This is a genomic window from Kribbella sp. VKM Ac-2571, from assembly GCF_004362255.1.
GTDB classification, from domain to species: Bacteria; Actinomycetota; Actinomycetes; order Propionibacteriales; family Kribbellaceae; genus Kribbella; species Kribbella pratensis.
In genome coordinates this window covers 221,268-245,409 of sequence record NZ_SNWS01000010.1, presented here as the reverse complement: position 1 = coordinate 245,409, position 24,142 = coordinate 221,268, and the positions used below count along the sequence as shown (strand labels likewise).

Annotated in this window: 26 protein-coding genes and 1 pseudogene; 17 read left to right on the top strand and 10 right to left on the bottom strand. The window is 68.4% G+C overall.

Features of this window, described 5'->3' with window-relative positions; genetic code table 11:
• From EV651_RS23190 to EV651_RS23180, 3 genes are all read left to right on the top strand, one after another.
• Positions 1 to 1,377, top strand: coding sequence for an aminotransferase class V-fold PLP-dependent enzyme (locus EV651_RS23190; protein WP_133787327.1), 1,377 nt, complete (start codon positions 1 to 3; stop codon positions 1,375 to 1,377).
• Positions 1,378 to 1,447: 70 nt separating this feature from the next.
• Entirely contained in the window at positions 1,448 to 1,744 is a 297-nt protein-coding gene (locus EV651_RS23185) for a DUF4287 domain-containing protein (protein ID WP_133787326.1), read from the top strand.
• A gap of 4 nt (positions 1,745 to 1,748) precedes the next feature.
• The gene (locus EV651_RS23180; RefSeq protein WP_133787325.1) at positions 1,749 to 2,489 is read left to right on the top strand and encodes an RNA methyltransferase; all 741 of its coding nucleotides are present in this window, start codon (positions 1,749 to 1,751) and stop codon (positions 2,487 to 2,489) included.
• A gap of 13 nt (positions 2,490 to 2,502) precedes the next feature.
• On the opposite strand, the gene EV651_RS23175 is transcribed toward EV651_RS23180, so the two are convergent.
• Both EV651_RS23175 and EV651_RS23170 read right to left on the bottom strand, forming a co-directional pair.
• Positions 2,503 to 3,126, bottom strand: coding sequence for a hypothetical protein (locus EV651_RS23175; RefSeq protein WP_133787324.1), 624 nt, complete (start codon positions 3,124 to 3,126; stop codon positions 2,503 to 2,505).
• A gap of 19 nt (positions 3,127 to 3,145) precedes the next feature.
• Complete coding sequence (locus tag EV651_RS23170) at positions 3,146 to 4,045, bottom strand: GIY-YIG nuclease family protein (RefSeq protein WP_166658717.1); 900 nt, start codon at positions 4,043 to 4,045, stop codon at positions 3,146 to 3,148.
• A gap of 169 nt (positions 4,046 to 4,214) precedes the next feature.
• On the opposite strand from EV651_RS23170, the gene EV651_RS23165 reads away from it, so the two are divergent.
• Positions 4,215 to 7,232 carry a PQQ-dependent sugar dehydrogenase gene (locus EV651_RS23165; RefSeq protein WP_202870465.1) on the top strand — a complete coding sequence of 1,006 codons (3,018 nt, stop codon included), beginning with the start codon at positions 4,215 to 4,217 and terminating at the stop codon, positions 7,230 to 7,232.
• Positions 7,233 to 7,250: 18 nt separating this feature from the next.
• Here EV651_RS23165 and EV651_RS23160 read toward each other — a convergent pair whose 3' ends face one another.
• Positions 7,251 to 8,108 (bottom strand): MBL fold metallo-hydrolase, encoded by an 858-nt coding sequence (locus tag EV651_RS23160; RefSeq protein WP_133787321.1) that lies wholly within the window; start codon positions 8,106 to 8,108, stop codon positions 7,251 to 7,253.
• 66 nt (positions 8,109 to 8,174) lie between these two features.
• Here EV651_RS23160 and EV651_RS23155 point away from each other — a divergent pair, with 66 nt between their 5' ends.
• From EV651_RS23155 to EV651_RS23135, 5 genes are all read left to right on the top strand, one after another.
• Positions 8,175 to 8,549, top strand: a complete 375-nt coding sequence (locus EV651_RS23155) for a nuclear transport factor 2 family protein (protein WP_133787320.1) — start codon at positions 8,175 to 8,177, stop codon at positions 8,547 to 8,549.
• Between the two features lie 94 nt (positions 8,550 to 8,643).
• Positions 8,644 to 9,969 (top strand): FAD-binding oxidoreductase, encoded by a 1,326-nt coding sequence (locus EV651_RS23150; protein ID WP_133787319.1) that lies wholly within the window; start codon positions 8,644 to 8,646, stop codon positions 9,967 to 9,969.
• Positions 9,966 to 10,781, top strand: a complete 816-nt coding sequence (locus EV651_RS23145; protein ID WP_133787318.1) for an SDR family NAD(P)-dependent oxidoreductase — start codon at positions 9,966 to 9,968, stop codon at positions 10,779 to 10,781. Before EV651_RS23150 ends, EV651_RS23145 begins: the two co-directional genes overlap by 4 nt.
• Positions 10,782 to 10,810: 29 nt before the next feature.
• Positions 10,811 to 11,008 carry a hypothetical protein gene (locus EV651_RS23140; protein WP_133787317.1) on the top strand — a complete coding sequence of 66 codons (198 nt, stop codon included), beginning with the start codon at positions 10,811 to 10,813 and terminating at the stop codon, positions 11,006 to 11,008.
• A gap of 5 nt (positions 11,009 to 11,013) precedes the next feature.
• Entirely contained in the window at positions 11,014 to 11,373 is a 360-nt protein-coding gene (locus EV651_RS23135; RefSeq protein WP_238157144.1) for an endonuclease/exonuclease/phosphatase family protein, read from the top strand.
• On the opposite strand, the gene EV651_RS23130 is transcribed toward EV651_RS23135, so the two are convergent.
• Positions 11,358 to 11,825, bottom strand: a complete 468-nt coding sequence (locus EV651_RS23130) for a GNAT family N-acetyltransferase (RefSeq protein ID WP_133787315.1) — start codon at positions 11,823 to 11,825, stop codon at positions 11,358 to 11,360. The two genes, EV651_RS23135 and EV651_RS23130, sit on opposite strands and share 16 nt — an antisense overlap.
• Positions 11,815 to 13,194 (bottom strand): MFS transporter, encoded by a 1,380-nt coding sequence (locus EV651_RS23125; RefSeq protein WP_133787314.1) that lies wholly within the window; start codon positions 13,192 to 13,194, stop codon positions 11,815 to 11,817. Before EV651_RS23125 ends, EV651_RS23130 begins: the two co-directional genes overlap by 11 nt.
• A 114-nt stretch (positions 13,195 to 13,308) precedes the next feature.
• Here EV651_RS23125 and EV651_RS23120 point away from each other — a divergent pair, with 114 nt between their 5' ends.
• Complete coding sequence (locus EV651_RS23120) at positions 13,309 to 13,887, top strand: TetR/AcrR family transcriptional regulator (RefSeq protein WP_133787313.1); 579 nt, start codon at positions 13,309 to 13,311, stop codon at positions 13,885 to 13,887.
• Here EV651_RS23120 and EV651_RS43315 read toward each other — a convergent pair whose 3' ends face one another.
• The 3 genes and pseudogenes from EV651_RS43315 to EV651_RS43305 all read right to left on the bottom strand — a co-directional run.
• Entirely contained in the window at positions 13,888 to 14,250 is a 363-nt protein-coding gene (locus EV651_RS43315; RefSeq protein WP_134003445.1) for a cupin domain-containing protein, read from the bottom strand.
• 86 nt (positions 14,251 to 14,336) lie between these two features.
• Entirely contained in the window at positions 14,337 to 14,699 is a 363-nt protein-coding gene (locus tag EV651_RS43310; protein WP_370353216.1) for an MFS transporter, read from the bottom strand.
• A gap of 19 nt (positions 14,700 to 14,718) precedes the next feature.
• A pseudogene (locus EV651_RS43305) lies at positions 14,719 to 15,486 on the bottom strand (MFS transporter); the annotation flags it as partial.
• A gap of 51 nt (positions 15,487 to 15,537) precedes the next feature.
• Between EV651_RS43305 and EV651_RS23110 the strand changes: the two are divergent.
• Complete coding sequence (locus tag EV651_RS23110; RefSeq protein ID WP_133787311.1) at positions 15,538 to 15,996, top strand: T6SS immunity protein Tdi1 domain-containing protein; 459 nt, start codon at positions 15,538 to 15,540, stop codon at positions 15,994 to 15,996.
• A gap of 10 nt (positions 15,997 to 16,006) precedes the next feature.
• On the top strand, positions 16,007 to 16,531 hold the full coding sequence (locus EV651_RS23105) for a gamma carbonic anhydrase family protein (protein ID WP_133787310.1): 525 nt from the start codon (positions 16,007 to 16,009) through the stop codon (positions 16,529 to 16,531).
• Between the two features lie 320 nt (positions 16,532 to 16,851).
• Here EV651_RS23105 and EV651_RS23100 read toward each other — a convergent pair whose 3' ends face one another.
• Positions 16,852 to 17,517 carry a response regulator gene (locus EV651_RS23100; protein ID WP_133787309.1) on the bottom strand — a complete coding sequence of 222 codons (666 nt, stop codon included), beginning with the start codon at positions 17,515 to 17,517 and terminating at the stop codon, positions 16,852 to 16,854.
• Positions 17,514 to 19,166 carry an ATP-binding protein gene (locus EV651_RS23095; RefSeq protein ID WP_133787308.1) on the bottom strand — a complete coding sequence of 551 codons (1,653 nt, stop codon included), beginning with the start codon at positions 19,164 to 19,166 and terminating at the stop codon, positions 17,514 to 17,516. Before EV651_RS23095 ends, EV651_RS23100 begins: the two co-directional genes overlap by 4 nt.
• 182 nt (positions 19,167 to 19,348) lie before the next feature.
• On the opposite strand from EV651_RS23095, the gene EV651_RS23090 reads away from it, so the two are divergent.
• The 5 genes from EV651_RS23090 to EV651_RS23070 are packed head-to-tail and all read left to right on the top strand — an operon-like array spanning position 19,349 to position 24,141.
• The gene (locus EV651_RS23090; RefSeq protein WP_133787307.1) at positions 19,349 to 20,356 is read left to right on the top strand and encodes a tripartite tricarboxylate transporter substrate binding protein; all 1,008 of its coding nucleotides are present in this window, start codon (positions 19,349 to 19,351) and stop codon (positions 20,354 to 20,356) included.
• Positions 20,353 to 20,865: a tripartite tricarboxylate transporter TctB family protein gene (locus EV651_RS23085; protein WP_133787306.1), complete on the top strand. Its 513-nt coding sequence runs from the start codon at positions 20,353 to 20,355 to the stop codon at positions 20,863 to 20,865. The genes EV651_RS23090 and EV651_RS23085 overlap by 4 nt, the downstream gene beginning before the upstream one ends.
• Positions 20,865 to 22,373, top strand: a complete 1,509-nt coding sequence (locus tag EV651_RS23080) for a tripartite tricarboxylate transporter permease (protein WP_133787305.1) — start codon at positions 20,865 to 20,867, stop codon at positions 22,371 to 22,373. The genes EV651_RS23085 and EV651_RS23080 overlap by 1 nt, the downstream gene beginning before the upstream one ends.
• Positions 22,374 to 22,383: 10 nt before the next feature.
• Positions 22,384 to 22,818, top strand: coding sequence for an EVE domain-containing protein (locus EV651_RS23075; protein WP_133787304.1), 435 nt, complete (start codon positions 22,384 to 22,386; stop codon positions 22,816 to 22,818).
• Between the two features lie 21 nt (positions 22,819 to 22,839).
• Positions 22,840 to 24,141 carry an MFS transporter gene (locus EV651_RS23070; RefSeq protein ID WP_133787303.1) on the top strand — a complete coding sequence of 434 codons (1,302 nt, stop codon included), beginning with the start codon at positions 22,840 to 22,842 and terminating at the stop codon, positions 24,139 to 24,141.
• The last annotated feature ends 1 nt before the right edge of the window (position 24,142 follow it).

Sequence of the window (24,142 nt, the reverse complement as noted above, 5' to 3'; positions counted from 1 at the left end):
ATGGTTGATTGGGAGGGGCCGCTCGGAGAGGCGTATGGGCGGGCGACGGCGTACCTGGAGGGGCTTCCGGGGCGGCGGGTCGGGCCTCGGGCGAGTGCCGGGGAGCTTCACGAGACGCTCGGTGGACCGCTGCCGAGCGGGCCGTCGGATCCGCGCGAAGTGGTCGCGCGGCTCGCGGAGGGGGTCGAGGACGGGCTGCTGCCGAGCGGGAGCGGCCGGTTCTTCGGGTTCGTGTTCGGCGGCGCCACACCGGCGTCGCTCGCCGCGGACTGGCTCACGACCACGTGGGATCAGAACGCCGGTCTGTACGCCGCCTCGCCGGCGGCCGCCGTGGTCGAGGACATCACCGCGGGCTGGCTCGTCGAGCTCTTCGGGCTCCCACGCGGTACGTCGGTGGGTTTCGTGACCGGCGCGCAGATGGCGAACTTCACCGGGTTGGCGGCCGCGCGGCACGAGGTACTGCGGCGAGCCGGGTGGGACGTCGAACGCGACGGCCTGATCGGCGCGCCGCCGATCCGCGTGCTGGCCGGCGCGGAGCGTCACGACACGATCGATCGCGCACTGCGGTTCCTGGGGCTGGGGACGAGCTGCATCGTGCCGGTCGCGGTCGACAGCCAAGGGCGGATGCGCCCGGACGCTCTCGCCGAGGCGCTGAACGACGATGGCCCACAGATTGTCTGTGCGCAGGTCGGCAACGTGAACACAGGGGCATCTGACCCAATAGCCGAGATCTGCGACCTGGCGCATGCACACCTGGCCTGGGTGCACGTCGACGGCGCCTTCGGCCTCTGGGCAGCGGTCAGCTCGCAACTGCGCGGACTCGTCGACGGGATCGAGCTGGCCGACTCGTGGGCGACCGATGCGCACAAGTGGCTGAACGTGCCGTACGACTCCGGCCTCGTCCTGTGCGCGCACCCCGACGCCCACCGCGCGGCGATGTCGATCCGCGCCGCCTACCTGATCCAGGACGAGGACGGCGAACGCGACTCGCTCGACTTCAACCCGGAGTTCTCGCGACGGGCTCGGGGCATCCCCGTGTACGCCGCGATTCGGGCGCTCGGTCGCACCGGGATCGCCGAGATCGTCGACCGCTGCCACGCGATGGCGCAGCGGTTCGCAGGCATCCTCGCCGCCAACGACGTGCAGGTGCTGAACGACGTGGTCCTCAACCAGGTCCTGGTCCGCTTCAGCGACGACGACGCGGTCACCCGGCGGGTGGTCGCCGAGGTCCAGGACGAGGGCACCTGCTGGATGTCGGGCACCACCTGGCAGGGCCGGGCCGCGATGCGCATCTCGGTCTCCAACTGGACCACCGGGCCGGCCGACATCGACCTTTCGGCGGAAACTGTGCTCGCGGTGTTGCGGAAAGTTTCCTGATCGTCGGTGTCGATTTCCGCGGTGGTCACCCGACGCAGGGGTGTAGGACCACCACCCCAGGAGGAAAACGATGTCGTTCCAGGCGTACTTGGACAAGATCGAGGAAAAGACCGGAAAGACCCCGCGGGAACTGGTCGACGAGGCTCATCAGCGCGGGTACGGTGCCGCGGACGTGAAGGCCGGCACGATCCTCGACTGGCTGAAGGCGGACTACGAACTCGGCCGCGGCCACGGGATGGCGCTGGTGCACGTGATCAAGAACGGCGCGCAGATCAGCGACAAGCACGTCGGCACCACGGGCACGCACTCGGACCCGAGCAACATGCTCTGGCTGGACGGTAAGAGGTCGAACCCGGCGCTACGGTAGGCGGGTGGATTCGAAGAAATCGCCGCGCGACAAGTGGATCACGGTCTACGGGCGCAAGCCCGTGCTGGAGGCGCTGCACGATCCGAACCTGTCGGTCGCGAAGGTCGTGCTCGCCGACAACGCGACCGGCAACTCGATGCAGGAGATCCTGCGCGCCGCGGAGCGGTACGGGACGCCGGTCGAGCGCGCGACCGCCAGCCGGGTGAAGTGGCTCGCTGGAAACGGTAAGCACGACCAGGGCGTGGTCGCGGACGTGGACGCGCCCCGGATGACGCCGCTGGAGGAGTTCGTGCGGGCCCGCGGAAAACGGCCGACCAACGTTTTCCTGCTCGACGGCGTGACCAATCCCGGAAACGTCGGAATGATTCTGCGGACCGCGACCGGCGCCGGGTTCGACGGTGTCATCCTCCCTCGGGCCGGTACGCCGCATGTCGGGCCGCTCGTGATCAAGGCGTCGGCCGGCGTCGCGTTCCAGGCGCCGATCGTGAACACATCGACGGCGAAGGCAGCGGTCGACGTACTGCGGACCGCCGGGTATCACGTCTACGGGCTGTCGGCGCGTTCGCAGGACTCGCTGTTCAAGACCGAGCTCGCACCGCGCGCGGTGTATGTGCTCGGCGGCGAGACCAACGGGATCACGGTCGCCACCGACTCCGACCTGCAGATCCCGCTGCACTCCGGCGTCGAGTCGCTGAACGTCGCCGTCGCCGCGGCAGTGGTCGCCTTCGAGGTCACCAACCGCTGAGGCCAGACAGCGCCTAGCCGGTGATCTTCTTGGCGAGGGCCTCGGCGGTGTCGCGGGTGTAACCACCGGAGATCTGGACCTGGCCGCCGGTGATCGCGGACTGCACGGCTGGTGCCGCGGCCACCTCGCCGTGGACGACGATCGCCAGCAGGTTGGCCGGCGGCTCCTGCTTGGCGATGCTGGCGGTCAACTCACCGAACAGCTTGGTGCCTTCCGGATCGAGGTTGAGGTTCACGTACCAGGAGGTGCCTTGCGCCGGGTCGAATCCGGCCTTCACCTCGGACACGTTGCTGCCGTCGAGCTCGACCTTGCCCAGCGTGTAGAGATTGCCCCGGTCGTCACACGCCGTACCGGCCGGTGAGGGGGTCGCGCAGTGGCCGGGCTTCGAGGTGAGCACGCGGCGGAACTCGACCGCCTTCGGATCGGACGGTTTGGTGCGGGCCGGCGGGGTTGACTCGTGGCCGATCGGTTTGTCTTCGCCGCGGTTCCCCAAGAACAGTACGAGGCCGGTGACGATCAGTACGACGAGAAACAGGATGAGACCGGCGACGATGAGCAGCGGGCCTTTCGACCGCTTGGGAGGAATCTGCGCGTACGGCGGTGGTCCGGGTGGATAAGGACCAGGCGGCTGCGTCATGGGACACCATGCTAGGTAATCAGGAAGTCACCTTGAGCATTCGTGCGGCGAGCTCGGCGTTGCGCCGGGCGAACGGCTGCCACAACGCAGGCGTTGCCGCGACCCGCTCCCGGGCAGTCGCCTCGCCCACCGCGCGCTGCGTCCACGTGCACATCCGCCCGCTCCTCAGCTCGAACCGCACGAGTACGCCGTCCGCCCACCCGTACACGTCCGCGTCCCGCGGCTCCATCCACGCAACCTTCTGCTCGGAACAGATCCACTCGAGCGCCTCGAGCTCTCCCTGTACCTTCGCCGCGAACTCGTACCGCAATTCACCCGCGGCTCGGTCACGTCGTCGTACCAGCTCGCTGCGCAACGCCTCTACCGCGGCTGGTTTCTTCAAAAGTACGGCGATCGCTGTCCGCGCCAACGCGTCCCGATCCGCGGGCCCGATCCCGAACAGCCGACCGAACTCCTCCGCCGAGCCGTCACCCGCCACGGTGTACTGCAACGGCAGCACCCGATGCAGCCCCGAGATCGCCTGCCGGATCCGCAACCCACCGAGGTACGGCCCGAAATGCGGGCCGCCACCGTTGACCGTGTGCTCGAAACGCAAGCCTGGCTTGGATCCGTCGGCGAGCCGGATGTAACCGACGACCTCCGCGCCGCCCTCGGTACGGTTCCAGCGCGGCTTGGAATGTTCGAGCAGATTGCGTTCGAGCCACGCCGCTTCGTGTTCGGAATCGCACCAAACACCTTCTACCCGGGCGATCCGCCGTACCATCCGCTGCAGATGCGGCCGGTCGCCGAGATTCACCCAGTACGACTGCACGCGCCGCCGCAGATTACGGGCGCGTCCGATGTACAGAACCTTCCCGGAGTCGTCGCGGAAGCGATAGACACCCGGCCCGGCCGGCAACTCCCGAACGCTGCGAATCATCAGCCCAGTGTGCCCGACCAGACCGGCGGAGTGACCGCCCGGTTGATTGTTTGAAACGAATACAGGCCGGGGCTTGCGCGCACCAGGAGCGACGGTCATGCTGGCGCGATCCGAGTGCCCGCAGGGGGTTGTGAGGGGCCGGGCACCGGACCTTGGTCCTGGGGGATTCGTGAGGATTTCTGCCCGTTGGCTGCGCGCTGCGCTGCCCGCACTGTGCGTCGTACTGCTGTCGCCGTTCGTCACGATCGGTCCGGCACAGGCTGCTGTCACGCCCACCGGTTTCAGTGAGCAAGTGGCGTTCAGCGGACTGACCAATCCGACGAACGTCGCGTTCTCGCCGGACGGCCGGGTGTTCGTCGCCGAGAAGAGCGGCCTGATCAAGGTGTTCGACTCGCTCGACGATCCGACGCCCAGCGTGTACGCCGACCTGCGGACCGAGGTCTACAACTACTGGGACCGCGGCCTGCTCGGGCTGGCGCTGCATCCCGATTTCCCTGCAGATCCACGGATCTACGTGCTGTACACGCACGACGGGCTGATCGGCGGGCCGACGCCGAAGTGGGGTACGCCGGGCATCGACGGCGACCCGTGTCCGTCGCCGCCCGGGCCGACCGGTGACGGATGCCAGGCCAGTGCGCGACTCTCGGTGCTCAACGCGAACGGCGCCGAGCAGGTGCTCGTCGAGGACTGGTGCCAGGTGTACCCGAGCCACTCGATCGGCTCGATCGAGTTCGGCCCGGACGGGTTCCTGTACGCCGGCGGCGGTGACGGCGCCAGCTTCAACTACGTCGACTACGGGCAGGACAGCCTCCCCGCTTCTGATCTGACGCCCGACAACCCGTGTGGTGACGGGCCGGCTCCGGTCGGTGCGACGCTCACTCCGCCGACTGCCGAAGGCGGCGCGCTGCGTGCGCAGGACCTGAGAACCGCAGGCGATCCGACCGGTCTGGACGGCTCGATCATCCGCATCGACCCCGACACCGGGCAGGCCGCGCCGAACAACCCGTTGGTCAGCAGCCCCGACCTGAACGCCCGCCGGATCGTCGCGGAAGGTCTGCGCAACCCGATGCGGTTCACGTTCCGGCCGGGGACGAGCGAGCTGTGGATCGGTGACGTCGGCTACCAGACCTGGGAAGAGATCGACCGCGTCGTCGCCCCGACGGCGGGCGTCACGAACTTCGGCTGGCCGTGCTACGAGGGCACCGGCCGCCAGCCCGGGTACGACGGCGCGAACGTCAACATCTGCGAGAACCTCTACGCGGCAGGCTCGTCCGCGGTCGCGTCGCCGTACTACACCTACAAGCACACAGACCAGATCGCCGGGACGTGCTCCACCGGCAGTTCGTCCATCTCCGGGCTCTCGTTCTACAAGGGCGGGAACTACCCGGCGGCGTACGACGGCTCGCTGTTCTTCACCGACTACAGCCGCAGATGCGTGTGGGCGATGATGCCCGGGAGCAACGGTCTGCCCGACCCGGCGAAGATCCAGCTCTTCGCCTCCGGGTACGGCGCCACTCGCCTGCAGACGGGTCCCGGCGGCGACCTCTTCACGGTCGACTACGACAACGGCCGGATCCTGCGCTACGTCTACAACGGCACGAACAATCCGCCGACGGCCGTGATCCACGCCGACCCGTCGAGCGGGCCGACGCCGTTGACGGTGACGCTCGACGGGACCGCGTCCGACGACGCCGACGGCGATCCGCTCACGTACGCGTGGGACCTCGACGGCGACGGGGCGTACGACGACTCGACAGCAGCCGTTGTGCAGCACACGTACACGGTCAGTGACACCGTGACCGTGCGACTGCGGGTGTCCGACGGGACGGCGAGCAGTACGACGAGCACGCAGATCAACGTCGCGAACACCGCACCGACCGCGACGATCACCTCTCCCGGTCCGGCGACGACGTGGAAGGTTGGTGACACCATCAACTTCTCGGGTTCGGCGACGGACCCCGAGCAGGGGACGTTGCCGGCATCCGCGTTGACGTGGTCGCTGATCATGCATCACTGTCCGAGTGACTGCCACACGCATACGATCACGACGGTGACCGGGGCGAGCAGCTCGTTCACGGCACCGGATCACGAATATCCGTCGTACCTCGAGCTGAAGCTGACGGCGCGGGATGCTCAGGGGCTGACGGATGTGAAGAGCGTGCGGCTCGATCCGAAGACGGTCGGTACGACGTTCGCGACCACACCGACCGGGTTGCCGGTGACAGTCCTCGACAAGAGCGGGAAGAGTCCGCTCCCGGTCACGACGATCGTCGGATCGAGCGTTTCGGTGGCGACGGATCCGGTGCAGAACGTGGTCAACCAGCTCTACCGGTTCGGGTTGTGGTCGGACGGTGGGGCGCGTGACCACAACCTGGTTGCGCCGGCGACACCGACGACGTACACGGCCGCTTTTGCTACGAAGCGAAACCTTGCCCGCGGTCGTCCCGCGGTTGCCTCTAGCACCTATCTTGCCGGGCGCGAGGCGGCGAAGGCCGTGGACGGTTCGATGAGCACCGCGTGGTCGAGTGCGCGTACGGATCCGCAGTGGTTCCAGGTCGATCTCGGGTCGGTCCAGGTGGTCAACCGGGTGATGATGAACTGGTTGTCGACTGCGTACGCGAAGTCGTACCAGGTCCAGGTGTTGGCGAGCGGGCGCACCTGGAGGACTGTGGCGTCGACGGTGAGGGGGGACGGCGGGACGGACGTCGTCACGTTCGCACCGAACTACGCGAGGTTCGTCCGGCTGGTCGCGACGCAGCGAGCCGTTGCCGGGAGCTACTACTCGTTCTGGGAGTTCGGGGTTTATCAGGACACCGGGCCGGCCACCGGGATCGCGGGCCAGTGCATCGACGTCTACCAGGCCTCGACCACGGACGGTACGCCGACCACGCTCTACACGTGCAAGGGCGCGGTCAACCAGCAGTGGACACCGTCCACGGAGGACGGAACCGTGCGCACGATGGGCAAGTGCCTGTCCGCGCGCGGCACCGCTCTCAAGACCCCCGCCGTGCTGTGGACCTGCGACAACTCCCCCGGCCAACGTTGGATCCCCCAACCGAACGGGTCCCTCGTCAACGCCGCCGTACCCCTCTGTCTCGACGCCACCGGCGCCTCCTCCGCCAACGGCACCAAACTCATCCTCTACACCTGCAACAACGGCCTCAACCAGAAGTGGACCTTCCCGTAATTCGATCGCCTGTGGGACCTATCGTCCATCGAGGGGGTGCCAGGTGTAGGTGGGGCCGTTGCGTTGGACGTGGCCCAGGCCTGGGAACGGGAGGTGGTAGGCGTGGATCAGGAGGTGTTCGTCGGCGGCGCGGGACAGGAGTTGGCGGCGGGTGGTGATCGAGGCCGGTGCGTCCAGGTCCCACGGGGTGGCCCAGGCCGGGTTGATGAGTTGGAGCGGGTCGTAGAAGGTGTCGCCGACGCAGAGCAGGCGTTCGCCTTGGGACTGCAGGAGGATGGCGGAGTGGCCAGGTGTGTGGCCGGGGGCGGAGAGCGTGTGTACGCCGGGCAGGATCTCGGCGTCGTACTCGAACGGCTGCAGCTTCTCGCCGAACAGCCGGATGGTTTCTCGAGCAGCATCGAGGTGCGGCTGCGCCGACGGGAGGTCGACGGAGCCTGTCCAGAACGCGACCTCCGACGCATGCGCGAACGCGCTCGCCGCGGGGAAGGTCAGCTCGCCCGACCAGATCGCGCCGCGCGCATGATCCTGGTGGAGATGTGTGAACACGACCGCAGCCAACTCCGACCGTGCCAGTCCGGCGCTGCTCATTCCGCTGTCCAACTGTCCGACGAGCGGCTCGATGTACTCGCCGTACCCGAGGAAGCTCGCCCCCAGCCCCGTGTCGATCACCGCTGTACCGTCCGGGGTGCTCACGAACAGACAGTTGTACCCGCAGGTCAGCGTCGAACGCCCCTGACACGAGTCCCGCAGTACGTCGTCCGGCACACCCGACTCAGGTGTGAAGAAATCCTCCAGCCGCGGCTCGAACGGCGGCCCCGGCTGGCCGTCGCTTACCACCACACACTCCAACCGCCCCACCGAGAACCGATAGATCATCACCCCACCCTCCCACCTGGCCGCGCGGATGAGCGACGGGAGCCTCCGCTAGGCGACGATGGGCGGATGACGATCGAAGAGCAGGTACGCGCGGCGGCGGCCGAGTGGGATCGGATCGTTGTCGGCAACGACGCCGACGAGGTCGGATCCTTCATGACGGACGACTGGGTGTACGTCGACTCGACCGGGCCGGTCACCAGAGCCGACATCCTCGGCTGGATCGCGAGCGGGCGGCTCGCCCATCACAGCATGCAACTGGTGAGCGAACAGCGGACGGCGCGCACCGGGGATGCCGTCGTGCTCACGGCACGCAAGACCAGTACAGGCTCCTGGGAAGGTACGTCGTACTTCGCGGACGAGTGGATCAGCCAGGTCTGGGTGCAGACGCCGACGGGCTGGCGGTGCGCGTTCAGCCACAAGACCGACGCACAGACGAAATAGCCGCGCGTTTTGTGATGTGGCGTTGTTCACGTCACATGGGCCGCTCGGCAGGCGTCAGGTGTTTGTTCGATGAGGGCAAACGCAAAGGAACGTCATGAGCGCAACAGTCGAAGGATTCGCTGGAGAGATCGTCGGGCCGGAGGACCCCGGGTACGACGCCGCGAGCAAGACCGTGCTGGTCGGGGGCAGTCCGGCGTACGTCCTCAGGCCGACGACCGTCGAGGACGCCCAGAAGGCCGTCCGGTACGCCGCGGGCAGCGGGCTGCCGCTCGCGGTGCGCGGCGGTGGACACGCGTTCCCAGGATTCGGGACGAACGACGGCGGGGTGGTGATCGATCTCGTCAACCTGGCGGGCATCGAGGTCGTGGACAAGGACAAGCACATCGTCCGGATCGGCGGCGGCGCCACCTGGGGGCAGGTCGCGGCCGCGCTGGCGCCGCACGGGCTGGCGATCTCGTCGGGTGACACCAAGAGCGTCGGCGTCGGCGGGTTGACGCTGAGCGGCGGCATCGGGTGGAAGGTCCGCAAGTACGGTCTCGCGCTGGACAGTCTGGTCGCCGCCGAGGTCGTGACCGCCGCAGGTGACGTCGTACGGGCGTCCGCCGACGAGAACCAGGAGCTGTTCTGGGCGATCCGCGGCGGCGGCGGGAACTTCGGGATCGTGACCGCGTTCGAGTTCGCGGCGCACCCGACGACCGACATCCACTTCGGCAAGGTGGTCTTCGGTGCGAACGAGATCGCCGACGTCCTGCCCCGCTGGGCGGAGTACGTGCGGACCGCGCCCCCGGAGCTGACCTCGATCGCGGCGTTCGCGAACCCGTTCCTCGGCGGTCCCGAAGCGCCGCTGGAGATCCAGGTTGCGTACGACGGTGACGACGCGGAACTCGCCGCGCAGGCGATCGATCCGATCCGCGCACTCGGCACCGTGATCGCCGACGATGTCACGCTGACGCCGTACGCCGAGGTGCTCGTGGACGGCGCCGTACCGCCGCCCGGCATCCAGTTCGCCACCCGAAGTGCCTTTGTCGACAAGGATTCCGTGCCCGAGGTACTGCGGATCCTCGCCGAGGCCGGCACCTCGCAGGGCTCTCCGATCATCGCCGTCCGCAGCGTCGGCGGGGCGGTGGCGCAGGTCGCCGACGACGCGACGGCGTACGCACACCGCCAGGCGGAGCTGATGTTCGTCACCATGACCGTCGGTCCGCCGCCGGTGATCGAGGCGACGCGTCCGGCGCGGCAGCAACTGTGGGATCGCCTGAGCCCGCTGGTCAGCGGCGCGTACGCGAACTTCCTGTCCGAGGCCGAGGACGCTGATGTCGCCGCGGTCTACCCCGCCAAGACCTACGAGCGGCTCGCGGCGGTGAAGCGCGAACTCGATCCAGAAAACGTTTTCGCCGGCAACCACAACGTCAAGCCATGAGGCCAGAAGAGAGCAAGGTCTGGTTCGTCACCGGCTCCTCTCGCGGCCTCGGCCGGAGCTTCGTCGAGGCCGCCCTGTCCCGCGGGGACCGGGTGGCCGCGACGGCGCGCACGAGCCTCACCGAGTTGACGACGACGTACGGCGACGCAGTACTCCCACTCACCCTCGACGTCACCGACAAGGCAGCTGTCTTCGCGGCCGTCGAACAAGCGCACGTGTACTTCGGACACCTGGACGTGATCGTCAACAACGCTGGGTACGGCCTGTCCGGAGCGGTCGAGGAACTCGAAGAGACGCAGTTGCGCGATCAGTTCGAGACGAACTTCTTCGGTCCGCTCTGGGTCGTCCAGGCCGCGCTGCCGTATCTCCGCGACCAGGGCGACGGTCGCATCATCCAGATCTCCTCGGTAGCCGGCCTGACGGGGCTCCCGATGGGCGGTGCGTACTGCGCGTCGAAGTGGGCCCTCGAAGGACTGAGCGAGGTGCTCGCCCAAGAGGTCGCCGGCTTCGGCATCAAGGTCACGGTGGTCGCGCCCGGCGGTTACGCGACCGACGGCGTCACCGGCGGAGTCCGCTCCGATCCGAACCCGCTGTACGACGACCTGCGCGACGCACTGTCCGCGTACGTGGCCTCGGCCGACTTCGGCGATCCTGCCGCGGCCGGCCGCGCGATCCTCGAGCTCGCCGACACTCCCAACCCACCCCTCCGCATCTTCTTCGGAACCCAGGGCTACCCGATGCTGCAGCAGGTGTACGCCGACCGCCTGAAGACCTGGGAAGCCTGGCAGGACCTGGCAACCGAAGCGATGTAAATGACCCCGGCGCCTCGAGATACTGGGGTATGCGTCGATCGGGAATGTTTGCCGCCCTGACCGGTTGTCTCCTCCTGGCCGCGTCGCCGCTGACGGCACACGCGAAGGAGGAGGCCACGACCGTGAAGGCCCTGACGTTCAACATCCATCACGGCGCGGGCGTCGACGGCAAGCTCGATCTCGAGCGGGTCGCGAAGACGATCGAGGCGTCCGGCTCGAGACGTTGATCGACGTGAACGGTACGCCGTTGCGCTTCGCCGACACGCACCTCACGACGATCAACGACGGCGAGCGGATCGAGCAGGTGAACGCGATCGTCGCGTTGCTGAAGGACGCCCCCGAGGCGACGCTCCTGGTCGGCGACCTGAACGCCGTACCGACGTCGACCGAGGTGAAGACGCTGACGACGCACTGGACGGACACCTGGCCGCAGAAGGGCTTCGGACTCGGGCTCACCAGCCCCGTGCCGGTGCCGACGAAGCGGATCGACTACCACCTGCACAGTGCGCAGCTGGTGCCGACCGCCGCAGCGGTTCCGGTGAGCTTCGCGTCCGACCACTTCCCGGTCGCGGCCACCTACTCGCTCAGCTGACGCTCGTACGCCTCGGGAGACCAGCTGGCTGCGGTCTTGGTGACCATTTTGGCGCCGAGGCGTTCGTAGAAGCGGTAGCCCGCCGTGTTCTCCAGACGCAGGCCCCAGCCGATCGGCAGCCGGTCCGGCAGCGCGTGCCGGGCCAGTTCCAGCATGAGTTTCCGTCCGACGCCGGCGTCGCGGAAATGCTCCCGAACATAGAGATCGTCCAACGCCAGTTGGTCCCCGCCGACCCACAGGTACGGTCGCCGCAGCGCGGAAACGTACCCGGCCGCATCGCCGCCGACCTCCGCGATCAGCACGATCACGTCCTCGCGCCCGAGGAACCCTTGCCAGTCCTCGACGCTCGCCGTCAGATAGACGCCCTGGTCCTGGTAGTCGGCCAGCTCTCGCATCATGGTCAGCACGATCTCCGCATCCGCGACCACCGCGCGGCGAATCTCAGTGGGCATGTACTTCTCCAGTCGAAGGCTTGAACGCCGGTACGACGACCAGCGCGAGGGCGGCCGCCACCGCGGCGGTGACCGCGGCGAACGTGAACCCACGAGTGAATCCTGTCGACACGGTCCCCGCAAGACTCGCCGCCGCGATGCTCGACACCACAGCGACGCCGAGCGAGGCGCCGAACTCGTGGAACGTGCTGAGCAGCCCGGACGCCAGACCCGCTTCGCGGTAGTCGATCTGCGCGAACGTCGTGGTCGACGACGCAACGAAGGCGGCACCGAGCCCGACCGTCCCGACGGTCATCCCGATCACGACCACGGCAGCACCCTCCCAGATCGCGGGGACAGCCACGCCGGCCGCGGTGATCAGGAACCCGGCCATCGCGATCGGCCGTGCGCCGACCCGGCCGACGAGATGCCCTGCGATCTGCGCGCCGACGATCGCCGCGATCGCCACCGGCAGGAACAACAGCCCGGTACGCAGAGCGCCGTACTGCTGGAAATGCTGCAGGTAGAACGAGCCCAGGAAAAACATCGAGATCATCAGGGCGGTCGCGACCAGGATCATGAAGATGCCTGCGGTGACAGGCCGGCGGGTGAAGATCCGCAGGTCCATCAGCGGTGACCGTACGGTGCGCTGGACCCAGGCGAAGACGCCGTACAGAACGAGGGCTCCGGCCAGCGTGCCGAGGGTCGCGAGCGAGAGCCAGCCGCGATCGCCGGCGTTGATCAGTGCGTAGATCGCCGTACCCGTGCCGGCCGTGACCAGCAACGCACCCGGTACGTCGAGACGCCCCCGCTGCTCGCTCGGCGTGTCGGCGGGAAGCATCCGGATCAGCAGCGCGAACACGACCAGGCCGATCGGCAGGTTGATGTAGAACACCCACTGCCAGCCCGGGCCCGCGGTGAGCAGACCACCGAGCAGTACGCCGATCGCGGAGCCGCCACCGCCCATCGCGGACCAGATGCCGAGCGCCTTGTTGCGCTCGTCCCCGTCGAACGTCTTGGTGACGACGGACAGTGCCGCCGGCGACAGCATCGCTGCCCCGATGCCTTGCGCGACGCGGCCGCCCAGCAGGACCTCAGGCCCACTGGCGAGACCTGTGACGAGCGAGGCCAGCGTGAACACCAGCAGGCCGGTCAGTACGACGCGGCGCGAGCCGAGCAGGTCGGCGGCGCGACCGCCGAGCAGCATCAGGCCGCCGAACATCAGCGTGTAGGCACTCACCACCCAGGTCAGCGTCTCGCGCTGCAGGTGGAGGTCGGTCTCGATGTTCGGCAGCGCGATCGCCACCACGGTGACGTCCAGGATCAGCATGAACTGCGCGACGGCGAGCAGCCCCAGCAGCCGCCACCGCCGGGGGTCGGGTTGAGTCATGGTCTCGTCCTTAAGTTGAACAGCTATGTACGGGTTATGTTCGGTACGGTAACTCGTACACTGGTGTTCGACAAGAGGAATTCGTACAGTGGTGTTCGAGATCAGGGAGGGCCGATGGCTGTCACCACCCGGCGCGCGGACGCGCAACGGAGCATCGCGGCGATCCTGACCGCGGCGGCCGAGTGCCTGGGCCGGGATCCGGCGGCGAGTACGTCGGAGATCGCGAAGGCGGCCGGGGTCGGGCGAGTGACCCTGTACGGCCACTTCGCCTCTCGGGCCGAGCTGGTCGACGCCGTCTTCGTCCAGGCGATCGCGACCGGCGAAGAGACCCTCGGGCAGGTCGATCTGACCGGTGATCCGCGCGAGGCCCTGACCCGGTTGATCGAGTCGAGCTGGCACCTGGTCGACCAGTATCGGGCGCTGCTGCTCGCGGCTCAGGACGCGCTGCCGCCCGGAAGGGTGCGCGAACTACACGCCGATCCGATGGCGCGCGTAGAAAGGCTGCTCGAACGCGGCCGTTCCGAAAACGTTTTCCGTACCGACCTGCCGACGTCGTGGCTGGTCAGCGTCATGCACAACGTGATGCACGGCGCCGCGAGCGAGATCCAGGCCGGACGCATCACGTCCGACCAGGCAGCGCCGTACATCACCGCGACCCTGCTGGCCGCGTTCGCTCCGCCGAAGGACGAGTAGCTACTCCAGCCAGGTGGTTTCGAAGGTTGGGTTGGCGTGGATGTGCACCGCTTCGTAGCCGCCGGGGCCGGTGCGGAACTTGTGCGGGGTCTCGGCCGGGACGACCAGGATCTGGCCGGCCTTGCCGACGATCTCTTCGGTGTCCACGGTGAACGTCGCCGAACCGCGCCGGATGATGAACGTCTCGGCGTACGGATGCAGATGCAGGCGCGGCCCGACGCCCTCCTGCGTGGTCGACTCGAGAATCAGCGAGACACCGGCGCCACCCGGCAGCTCGGTGTAGTTCTCGGTCCATTCCTCGCCGTCGTCCCGCCCGTCCGCCCGGCTGATCACCGCAGCCCCGGATTTCGCGATCTCCGTCATGCCACCCTCCTCGATCGGTTCAGCCACCGTAACCGTTGCAGTAGGGCCTTTCACATCCCTTTCGACGTACGTCGACGGGGCCGCACTCAGTCCAGTTGGCGGCTCGCTCGGGGACTGGCGACGCGGTCGGCGACCGGTGCGAGGCCGGCGACGACGACCGCGATGACGGCGACAGCACCGAGGGCGACGGGCAGCGACCACACGGACGAGACCGCGCCGACCGCCGCCGGGCCGATCAGGAACCCGATGTAGGCGATCGTGGTCACCGTGGAGATCGCTCCCGCGCGCCGCTCGGGTCCCGCCCAGGCGCCCGCCATCCCGATGACGGTCGGCGCGCAGACCGACGTACCGAGGCCGGCGACGCCGATCCCGACGAGTGCCGTCCAGGGGTTGTTCGCGGTGGCCGCGACGAGTGAGCCGACGGCAGCGACGGCACCGCCGACGACCAAGAGCCGGCACCGGGCGGACCCGCGCGAGCAGAGCGTTACCTGCGAAGCGGCCGGTGGCGGCCGCAGCAGCGAAGACCGCGGGAGCAGTGGACGCGAGACCGGGCGAGGCGTTCAGCGAGGTGTCGAGATGTACGGCGCTCCAGCTCTGCCACGCGTTCTCGACCAGGTAGGCCAGCGCACACAACACGCCGAACACGAGAAGCACCGGTTCGATCCTGGCTCTCGGCTTTCCGGCGCGCGTCCTCGGGGTCCCGGTGACCTTGGTTGCTCCCGGCGCGAGGACGGCAACCGCGGTAATCAGGATCAGCGTCGCCGCACCGGCCAGCACGGGCACTGCTCCCACACCGGCCGCCCGGAGTCCCGCCGTACCGAGGCTCGCCACCACGACCGCGACCGAGAACATGCCGTGGGCGAGGTTCATCACCGGACGTCCGGTCTCGTGTTCGGTGTGGGATCCGGTCGCGTTGATCGCCACGTCCGTCGCACCAGAGGTTGCTCCGAGCAACAACAGTGCCGCGCTCAGCGTGCCGACGGAACCGGCCAGGGCGGGCAGTACGCCGCAGAGCGCGAAGAGCACGGTCACCACGGGAAGCACGACGCCGCCGTACCGGTCGATCAGATAGCCGGTGAACCGCATCGACACCAGCGCTCCGAGCCCGATCATCAGCAACGCCACACCGAGCTCACCGTCGTTCACACCGGCGCCGGCCCGGATCGCGGGCAGGATCGCTCCCCACGCACCCCAGAACAGACCGAACGCTGCGAACCCGGCGACTGGTTTGAGCATCCGTTCACCCTAGTTGGACACGTGGCCCCCGCTCGCGCCTAGGCTCACGGCATGGAGCTGACCCGGTCGTTCTCCGACGAGCAGTACGCGCGTGCGCTCGAGTCCTGGACCTTCCTCGAACTCGACGGGCTGGTGCCGGTGTTCACGTCGCCGTTCGGGGACGTGTTCTTCCAGGCGGCGGACGGGTTCTGGTGGCTGGACACGCTCGAGGGGACGCTGGAACTCACCTGGGCGAGCGCGGACGAACTGCGGGACGAGCTGAACACGGAGGACGGCCAGGACCAGTACCTGCTGGCGGGCCTGGTGTTCGGCGCCGCGAACCAGGGCGTCGTACCGGGTCCTGATCAGGTCTACTCGTTCACCCATCCGCCGCAGCTCGGCGGCGAACTCACGCTCGACAACGTCGAGGTCCTGGACTTCGTGGTGTCGCTCAACATCCTCGGGCAGATCCACACCCAGATCCGCGACCTGCCTCCCGGCACGCCGATCTCCGGGATCACGCTCACATAAGGTGTGGCGCATGCCGCTGTACTCGTTCGAAGGTAAGCGCCCGACCGTCCATCCCGACGCGTGGATCGCGCCGACCGCCACGCTGGTCGGCGACGTGGTCGTCGAGGCCCGGGTGTCGATCTGGTACGGCGCGGTGATCCGGGCCGATCTGGGCACGATCACGATCCGCGCCGGTGCGAACATCCAGGACAACACGGTCATCCACGTCGGCCACAACGGCTGCGAGATCGGTCCCAACGCGACCGTCGGTCACCAGTGCCTCGTCCACGACTGCACGATCGGCGAGCAGGCCCTGGTCGGAAACGGCGCGATCGTGCTGGACGGCGCGGTCGTCGGCAAACGGTCACTGGTAGCCGCTGGATCCACGGTCACCCCCGGCACGGTCATCCCACCGGAGTCGGTCGCGATGGGCAGCCCCGCCAAGAAGGTCATCCCGCTGGACGGCACCGCCAAACTCTTCGTAGACCACAACGCCACCGTCTACCACGCCCTAGCCGAACGCCACGCCACCTCCGTCGAACTCGTCGAGGACTGAAGAAGCTCGAGGCCCGTCGCAGTACGACGTACGCCGCCCCCTCACCCCAGCCCACCCGCTCCACACCCGTCGCCCCCCCCCCCCCCCCCCCCCCCCCCCCCCCCCCCCCCCCCCCCCCCCCCCCCCCCCCCCCCCCCCCGCCCACGCACCGTCGCATCCCGCCCACGCGCCGCCGCATCCCGGGCATTGCACAGGTTCTGGGGGCACTGCACGTGTTATTGCCTGTTCACTGCCCCCACCACGCCGGCGTACCCCCAACAGGCAGCGTTCACGCCCCACAGACACGCCCACCCATCAAATTCGGTGGCGGGGGGTGGGGGTCAGGGGCGCCAGGTGTAGCGGCGTTCGGGGCGGCCGGTGGTGCCGTAGCGGAGGGATACTTCGGCTTGGCCCTGGGCGGCGAGGAACTCGAGGTAGCGGCGGGCGCTGACGCGGGAGATGCCGACCTTTTCGGCGCATTCGGCGGCGGAGAGGTTGTCGGGGGTGGCGCGGAGGGCGGCGGTGACGAGGTCGGCGGTTTCCTGGCTGAGGCCTTTGGGGAGCCGGTTGACCAGCTGGCGGGCGGGCGCCAGGACCCGGTCGACGTCGGCTTGGGAGGTGACCTGGTCGGGGACGCTGGCGCGGCGGCGGGCGTACTCGCGGAGCCGCGCCCGGAGGTCCTCGAAACCGAAGGGTTTCAGCAGGTAGTTCACGACGCCCTGCCGCACAGCCCCGCGGACCGCGTCCGCCTCGCGGGCGGCGGTGATCACGAGGATGTCGACGTCGGGCTGGACGGCGCGCAGGCGGGCGATGAGGTCGAGGCCGAAGACGTCGGGGAGGTAGAGGTCCAGCAGAACCAGGTCAGGAGAAAGCTCACCGAGCGCCGCCACGGCCTGGTCGCCGGAGTTCGCCGTACCGACGACCTCGAAGCCGTCCACGCGGTCGACGAACCCACGGTGGATGCGGGCGACCATGAAGTCGTCGTCGACGACCAGCACCTTGATCATCGGGCTCCCTCCGGCGTGCGCTGGGTGGACATCCGCGCGACGAACGCCGCACCGCCCTCGGTCAGGTTGGTGACCGCCACCTCGCCGCCGCGGCGCCGGCAGATCAGGCGGGTCATCGCGAGGCCGATCCCGCGTTCGCCCTCGGCCGCGGCCTTGGTGGTGAAGCCGTGCGCGAACACCTCCTGCGCCAGCTCGGGTGCGACTCCCGGCCCGGAGTCGCGGACCACGATCTCGACACTGGTCGCGTCCTGCCGCAGCTCGACCTCGACCCACGCGGGCGACAGCGGCGTACCGGACAGCGCGGCCGCGTCGACGGCGTTGTCGACCAGGTTTCCGAGGACGGTGGCGATGTCGGCGGAAAGCGCCGGATCGAGGCGCAGCAGCGTGGTTCGCTCGGACACCCGGAGCTCGACGCGGCGTTCGGCCGCGAGCGACGACTTCGCCATCAGGAGAGCGGCGACCGTGGTGTCGTGGACCCGCCGGGTCACGGTCAGGTCGAGCGATTCACGATAGCGGTTGAGCGCGCCGACGTACGTGACCACTTCGTCGTACTCACCGATCTGGATCAGCCCGGAGATCGTGTGCAGCTGGTTCGCGAACTCGTGCGTCTGCGCCCGCAGCAGCTCTGCGGACGAACGGAACGACCCCAGCTCCCGCTCCAGCTGCGCCAGCTCGGTCCGGTCCCGCAGCGTGGTGACGGATCCGAGCGACCGCCCGTCCTTGGTGACACTCATCCGGTTCATCACGAGCACCCGCCCACGCCGTACGACGACCGCGTCGCGCGCCTCGTCCTCGCCGGCCAGCACTTCGCGCAGCCGTCCTTCGACACCCAGTTCCCGCAAGGACTTTCCCACCGCGTCGGAAGGGAGATCGAGAAGTCGCCGCCCGACGTCGTTCACCAGCGTCACGCGCAGATGCGGGTCCAAGGCAACGACTCCCTCGGCAAGCCCGTACAACATGGCTTCCCGATGCTCCGCCAGTCCCGCGATCTCCCGCGGTTCGAGCCCGAGCGTCTGCCGCTTGATCCGGCGGGCGAGCAGCCACGACCCGAGCAGCCCCAGTACACAGGCGATCCCGAGATAGATCGCGAGGTACGACGACGCGCCGCGCAACCGCTGCAGTACGGACGGAGCGCGCTCACCGACCATCACGGTCCCGATGTGGTCGCCGAGCGTCCCGTCCAGCTTGCCGTTCCCGTCCCTGCCTTCGCTCAGCACCGGGACCTGGGCCACCAGCTCCATCCCATCGTCGCCCCGTAGCTGACCCGACCAACCTCGACCGTCAGCAACCTGTGGGACACCCAGCGTGAGCTTCGTCCCGATCAGGCTCGGATTGGTTGCCGCGACCACCTTTCCGTCGGCGTTCGCGACCGTGATCGAGGTGACGCCGGACTGCGCGAGGCTGGTCTGCAGCGTGGGTGCGAGCATCTCCGCAGGCGCCGGGTTGCGAACGTTGAACCGCAGCGCGGGGTTCGACGACAACTGCTCGGCCAGCAAGGTGACGCGCCGGCCCTCGACCCGGTTGAACGTCGCGGCCGACTGGGCGAGCGAGACCGCGGCGACGGCCACGAGCACGATCACCACGATCGCCAGCTGCAGCACCAGCAGCTGGCCGGCCAGGGTCGGCCTTCGTCCCAGTCGTACCGCCATGTTCACCTCCTCGCACGTCCTGCCGCATGATCACCGCTCCAGCGGCCAAGTGCCACACTTCAACCAGGTTCCGCCTGTGACCACAATGAACTCAACCACCGCTGCGGCCACAACGCAGACTCCCGTACCACAGGAGGTCCACGATCGTCGGCACCTGAACCATTCCCGAAAGGACTCCGCCGATGAGGTCTAGGCCGATGCTCTGGGTCACCACGGCGCTGGTCGCGCTGGTGACCGCGACCGCGTGTGGCGCGACCGCGGAAAAATCCGACACATCGAACGCCGACAGCGGAAAGCCGGCCACCGGCCTGCGGCTGATGGTGCCGAACACCGCGGGCGGCGGGTACGACACCACCGCCCGGACTGCCGCGAAGGTGATGGACGACGCCAAGATCGCGACCGGCGTCCAGGTGTTCAACCTGCCCGGCGCCGGCGGCACGGTCGGCCTGCAGCGGATCGTGAACGAGAAGGGCAACGGCAAGCTCGCCATGCAGATGGGGCTCGGCGTGGTCGGCGCGACGTACACGTCGAAGTCGAAGGCGACGCTCACCCAGACCACCCCGATCGCCAAGCTGATCGAGGAGGCCGGCGCGATCGTGGTGCCGAAGAACTCGCCGTACAAGACGATCCAGGACCTCGTCACCGCCTGGAAGGCGAACCCGAAGGGGCTGGCCGTCGGCGGCGGCTCGTCGCCGGGCGGACCGGACCATCTGCTGCCGATGCAGCTCGCCCAGGCTGTCGGCATCAACCCGAAGGACGTCAACTTCGTCTCGTACGACGGTGGCGGCGAGCTGCTGCCCGCGCTGCTCGGTAGCAAGATCGCGTTCGGGGCCAGCGGATTCGGCGAGTTCCTGGACCAGGTGGAGAGCGGTCAGGTCCGCGTACTCGCGGTGACCAGCGAGAAGCCGATCGACGCGCTCAAGGACGTGCCGACGCTGAAGGGCTCCGGGATCGACCTGGTGTTCACGAACTGGCGTGGCATCGTGGCGCCGCCGGAGATCAGCGACGCGGACAAGAAGGTCTGGATCGACGCGCTGACCAAGATGCACGACTCGCCGCAGTGGAAGGCCGAGCTGCAGAAGCACGGCTGGACTGACGCGTTCGTGACCGGTGACGAGTTCGGCAAGTTCCTCACCGAACAGGACAAGGCCGTCGCAGACATCCTGACGAAACTGGGTCTGGCGGCATGAGTACGGCCGAGGCTCACGGCGAGGCTCGGCGGGACACAGCGCAGTACGGAGTATGCGGGTTCCTGGCGGTGGTCGGCGCCCTGGTGATCGTCGACGCCGCCCGGATCCAGCACATTGCCAACAGCAACGATCCGATCGGCCCGAAGCCGGTCCCGATCGTGCTCGGCGTACTGCTGCTCGTGGTCGCCGCGCTGTACGCCGTCGACGTCGCCCGCGGCGGCACCGGTGAGGCCGAGGCAGGCGAGGACGTCGACGTCACGTCGGCCGTCGACTGGCGGACCGTACTGCTGCTGATCGCCGCGTTCGTGGTGAACCTGGTGCTGATCGACCCGCTGGGCTGGGTGATTAGCGGGAGCCTGCTGTTCTGGGGTTCGGCGTTCGCACTCGGCAGCCGGCACCACATCCGCAACGTGGTCATCGCGGTCGCGCTGTCGCTGATCACGTTCTACGCGTTCGCGATCGGGCTCGGCGTCAACCTGCCGGCCGGCGTACTGCAAGGGATTCTGTGATGGACAACCTGACGAACCTGCTGAACGGGTTCGGCGACGTGCTGACGCCGATCAACCTGTTGCTGGCACTGCTGGGAGTCACGGTCGGTACGGCGGTCGGCGTACTGCCCGGGATCGGGCCGGCGATGACGGTGGCGCTGCTGCTGCCGATCACCTACGGGATGGAGCCGGTGCAGGCGTTCATCATGTTCGCCGGCATCTTCTACGGCGGCATGTACGGCGGCTCGACCACCTCGATCCTGCTCAACACGCCCGGGGAGTCGTCATCGGTGGTGACGGCGATCGAGGGCAACAAGATGGCCCGAGCCGGACGCGCCGCGCAGGCGCTGGCGACGGCCGCGATCGGATCGTTCGTGGCAGGGACGATCGGGACGCTGTTGCTGGTGCTGGTCGCGCCGCAGGTGGTGAAGTTCGCCATCAGCCTGGGTGCGCCGGACTACCTGGCGATCATGCTGCTCGCGTTCGCCGGTGCCACCTCGGTGCTCGGGTCGTCGCGGATCCGCGGGTTCGCGGCGCTGCTGCTCGGACTGGTGATCGGGCTGGTCGGCATCGACAAGGTGACCGGCCAGCAACGGCTCACCCTCGGGATCCCGCAACTGGCCGACGGCATCGATGTCGTGGTGGTTGCCGTCGGCATCTTCGCGGTCGGCGAGGCGCTCTGGGTCGCTGCGCATCTGCGGCGGAACCCGGGCACGGTGATCCCGGTCGGACGGCCGTGGATGGGCAAGTCGGACTGGCGTCGCTCGTGGAAGCCCTGGCTGCGAGGTACGGCGTACGGCTTCCCGATCGGAGCGCTGCCGGCCGGCGGCGCGGAAATCCCGACTTTCCTCTCGTACGCGACCGAGAAGAAGCTGTCCAAACACCCTGAGGAGTTCGGGCACGGCGCGATCGAGGGCGTGGCGGGACCGGAGGCCGCGAACAACGCGTCGGCCGCCGGCACGCTGGTCCCGATGCTCGCGCTCGGTCTGCCCACGAACGCGACCGCAGCGGTGATGCTCGCCGCGTTCACGTCGTACGGCATCCAGCCCGGACCGCTGCTGTTCCAGCGCGAACCGAAGCTGGTGTGGGCGCTGATCGCGAGCCTGTTCATCGGCAACCTGTTCCTGTTGCTGCTCAACCTGCCGCTCGCGCCGGCCTGGGCGAAGCTGCTGCAGATCCCCCGCCCGTACCTGTACGCCGGGATCATCTTCTTCGCCTCGATGGGCGCGTACGCCGTGAACGCGCAGCCGCTCGACCTGCTGCTGCTCCTGCTGCTCGGCCTGCTCGGGTTCGGGATGCGCCGCTTCGGGCTGCCCGTACTCCCGCTGATCATCGGCGTGATCCTCGGACCCATCGCCGAACGGCAGGCCCGGATGGCGCTGCAGCTGTCCAACGGCGACGTCTCGGGGCTGATCGGCGGGCCGGTCGCGTACGTGATCTACGCCGTGATCCTGCTGATGATCGCCTGGCCGCTGATCGCCAAACTCCGCCGGAAAATTATGACGAAAGATGTCGTATATACCGGCTGACACTAGGTGCATGAACGATCTGAACAGGGCCTGGCTGGGTGTGGTCTCCGCGGACCACACCCGGCGGGCCGTCGAGGGCGGTTTCATCCAGCTCAATCACGGCAAGCGGTACGGCGTCGCACGGCTGCGTGAGGGTGACGGGTTCGTGATCTACTCCCCCACCGAGCGGTACGGGTCCAAGGAACCGCTCCGGGCGTTCACCGCGCTCGGGGTGGTCGCCGACACCGCGCCGTACCAGGCAGAACCGATGTCGATGGGTGCCCGCGGCACGGTCCAGCCATGGCGGCGGCGGATCGAGTTCCTCCCCGTCCACCGCGCCGCGCTCCGCGAGGTCGACCTGAAGCTGACCCAGGCGCCGAACTGGGGCTACCAGCTCCGCCGCGGCCTCGTCCCGCTCGAACCGGACGATTTCGAGACGCTTCGCGAGGTCATGTCAATTTCCTGAGGTCGCGTCCGACGTAGGGGTATGACGACGACATTCAGGCGGTTGCTGATCAACACGTTGGTGGCGAACGTGACGACCACGTTCCTGAGCTTCGGCTTCGCCTTCTGGGTGTACCTGGTGACGCACTCGGTGCTCGCCGCGTCGCTCGTCTCCGGCGTCTCGATGCTGATCGGCGCCGCCTCCGGGACGATCTTCGGCGCGGTCGTGGACTCGCACCGCAAGAAGACCGCGATGGCGCTGTCCACCTCGATCACCGGCGTCGCCTTCGCGCTCGCGGGCATCCTGTACGTCGTTGTCGGCCGGCAGCTCACCAACTGGCACGGGCCGTGGTTCTGGACGTTCGCGCTCCTGGTCCTGGTCGGCAGCACCGCCGGCCAGCTCCGCAGCATCGCGCTCTCAACCGCGGTGACGTTGCTCGTCCCCGCCGACCGCCGCGACAAGGCGAACGGTCTCGTCGGCACGGTGAACGGGGTCGCGCACCTGATCACGAGCGTCCTCAGCGGCCTCTCGGTCGGCTTCGTCGGCATGGGCGGCACGGTCGCGATCGCCGTCGTGTTCACGGCCGCCGTACTCGTCCACCTGCTGCTCGCGATCCACCTCGACGAGCCGCGGCCGGAGCACCACGAGCGGACCCGGATCGACATCCGGAGCGCCTGGCAGACGATGCGCGACGTACCCGGGCTGCTTCCGCTGGTCCTGTTCAGCACGTTCAACAATCTGATCATGGGCGTCTTCATGGCCCTGATGGACCCGTACGGGCTGAACCTGTTCTCGGTCCAGTCCTGGGGCATCGTGCTCGGCATCACCAGCATCGGCTTCATCGCCGGCGGCGCCGTCGTCGCCCGCTTCGGCCTAGGCCGTTCGCCGCTGCGGCTGCTGATGCTGGCGAACGTCGGCATCGCGGTCGTCGGCCTGGGTACGGCGGCGCGCGAGTGGCAGTCGCTGCTGGTGCTGGGCATGTTCGGGTTCATGCTGCTGATCCCGATCGCCGAGGCGGCCGAGCAGACGATCCTGCAGCGGATGGTTCCGTTCGAGAAGCAGGGCCGGGTATTCGGGTTCGCGCAGAGCATCGAGACCGCGTCCACCCCGATCGCCGCCTTCGCCGTCGGCCCGGCGGCGCAGTTCCTGCTCATCCCCTACATGGACTCGGCAGCGGGCCGCACCACCTTCGGCTGGCTCCTCGGCGACGGCCAGGCCCGCGGCATCGCCCTGACCTTCGTCACCGCCAGCCTCCTGATGCTGATCGTCGTACTCCTAGCCTTCCTGAGCGCCGCCTACCGCCGCCTAACCCTCACCTACGACTCCCAACTGATGCCCGCGTAAC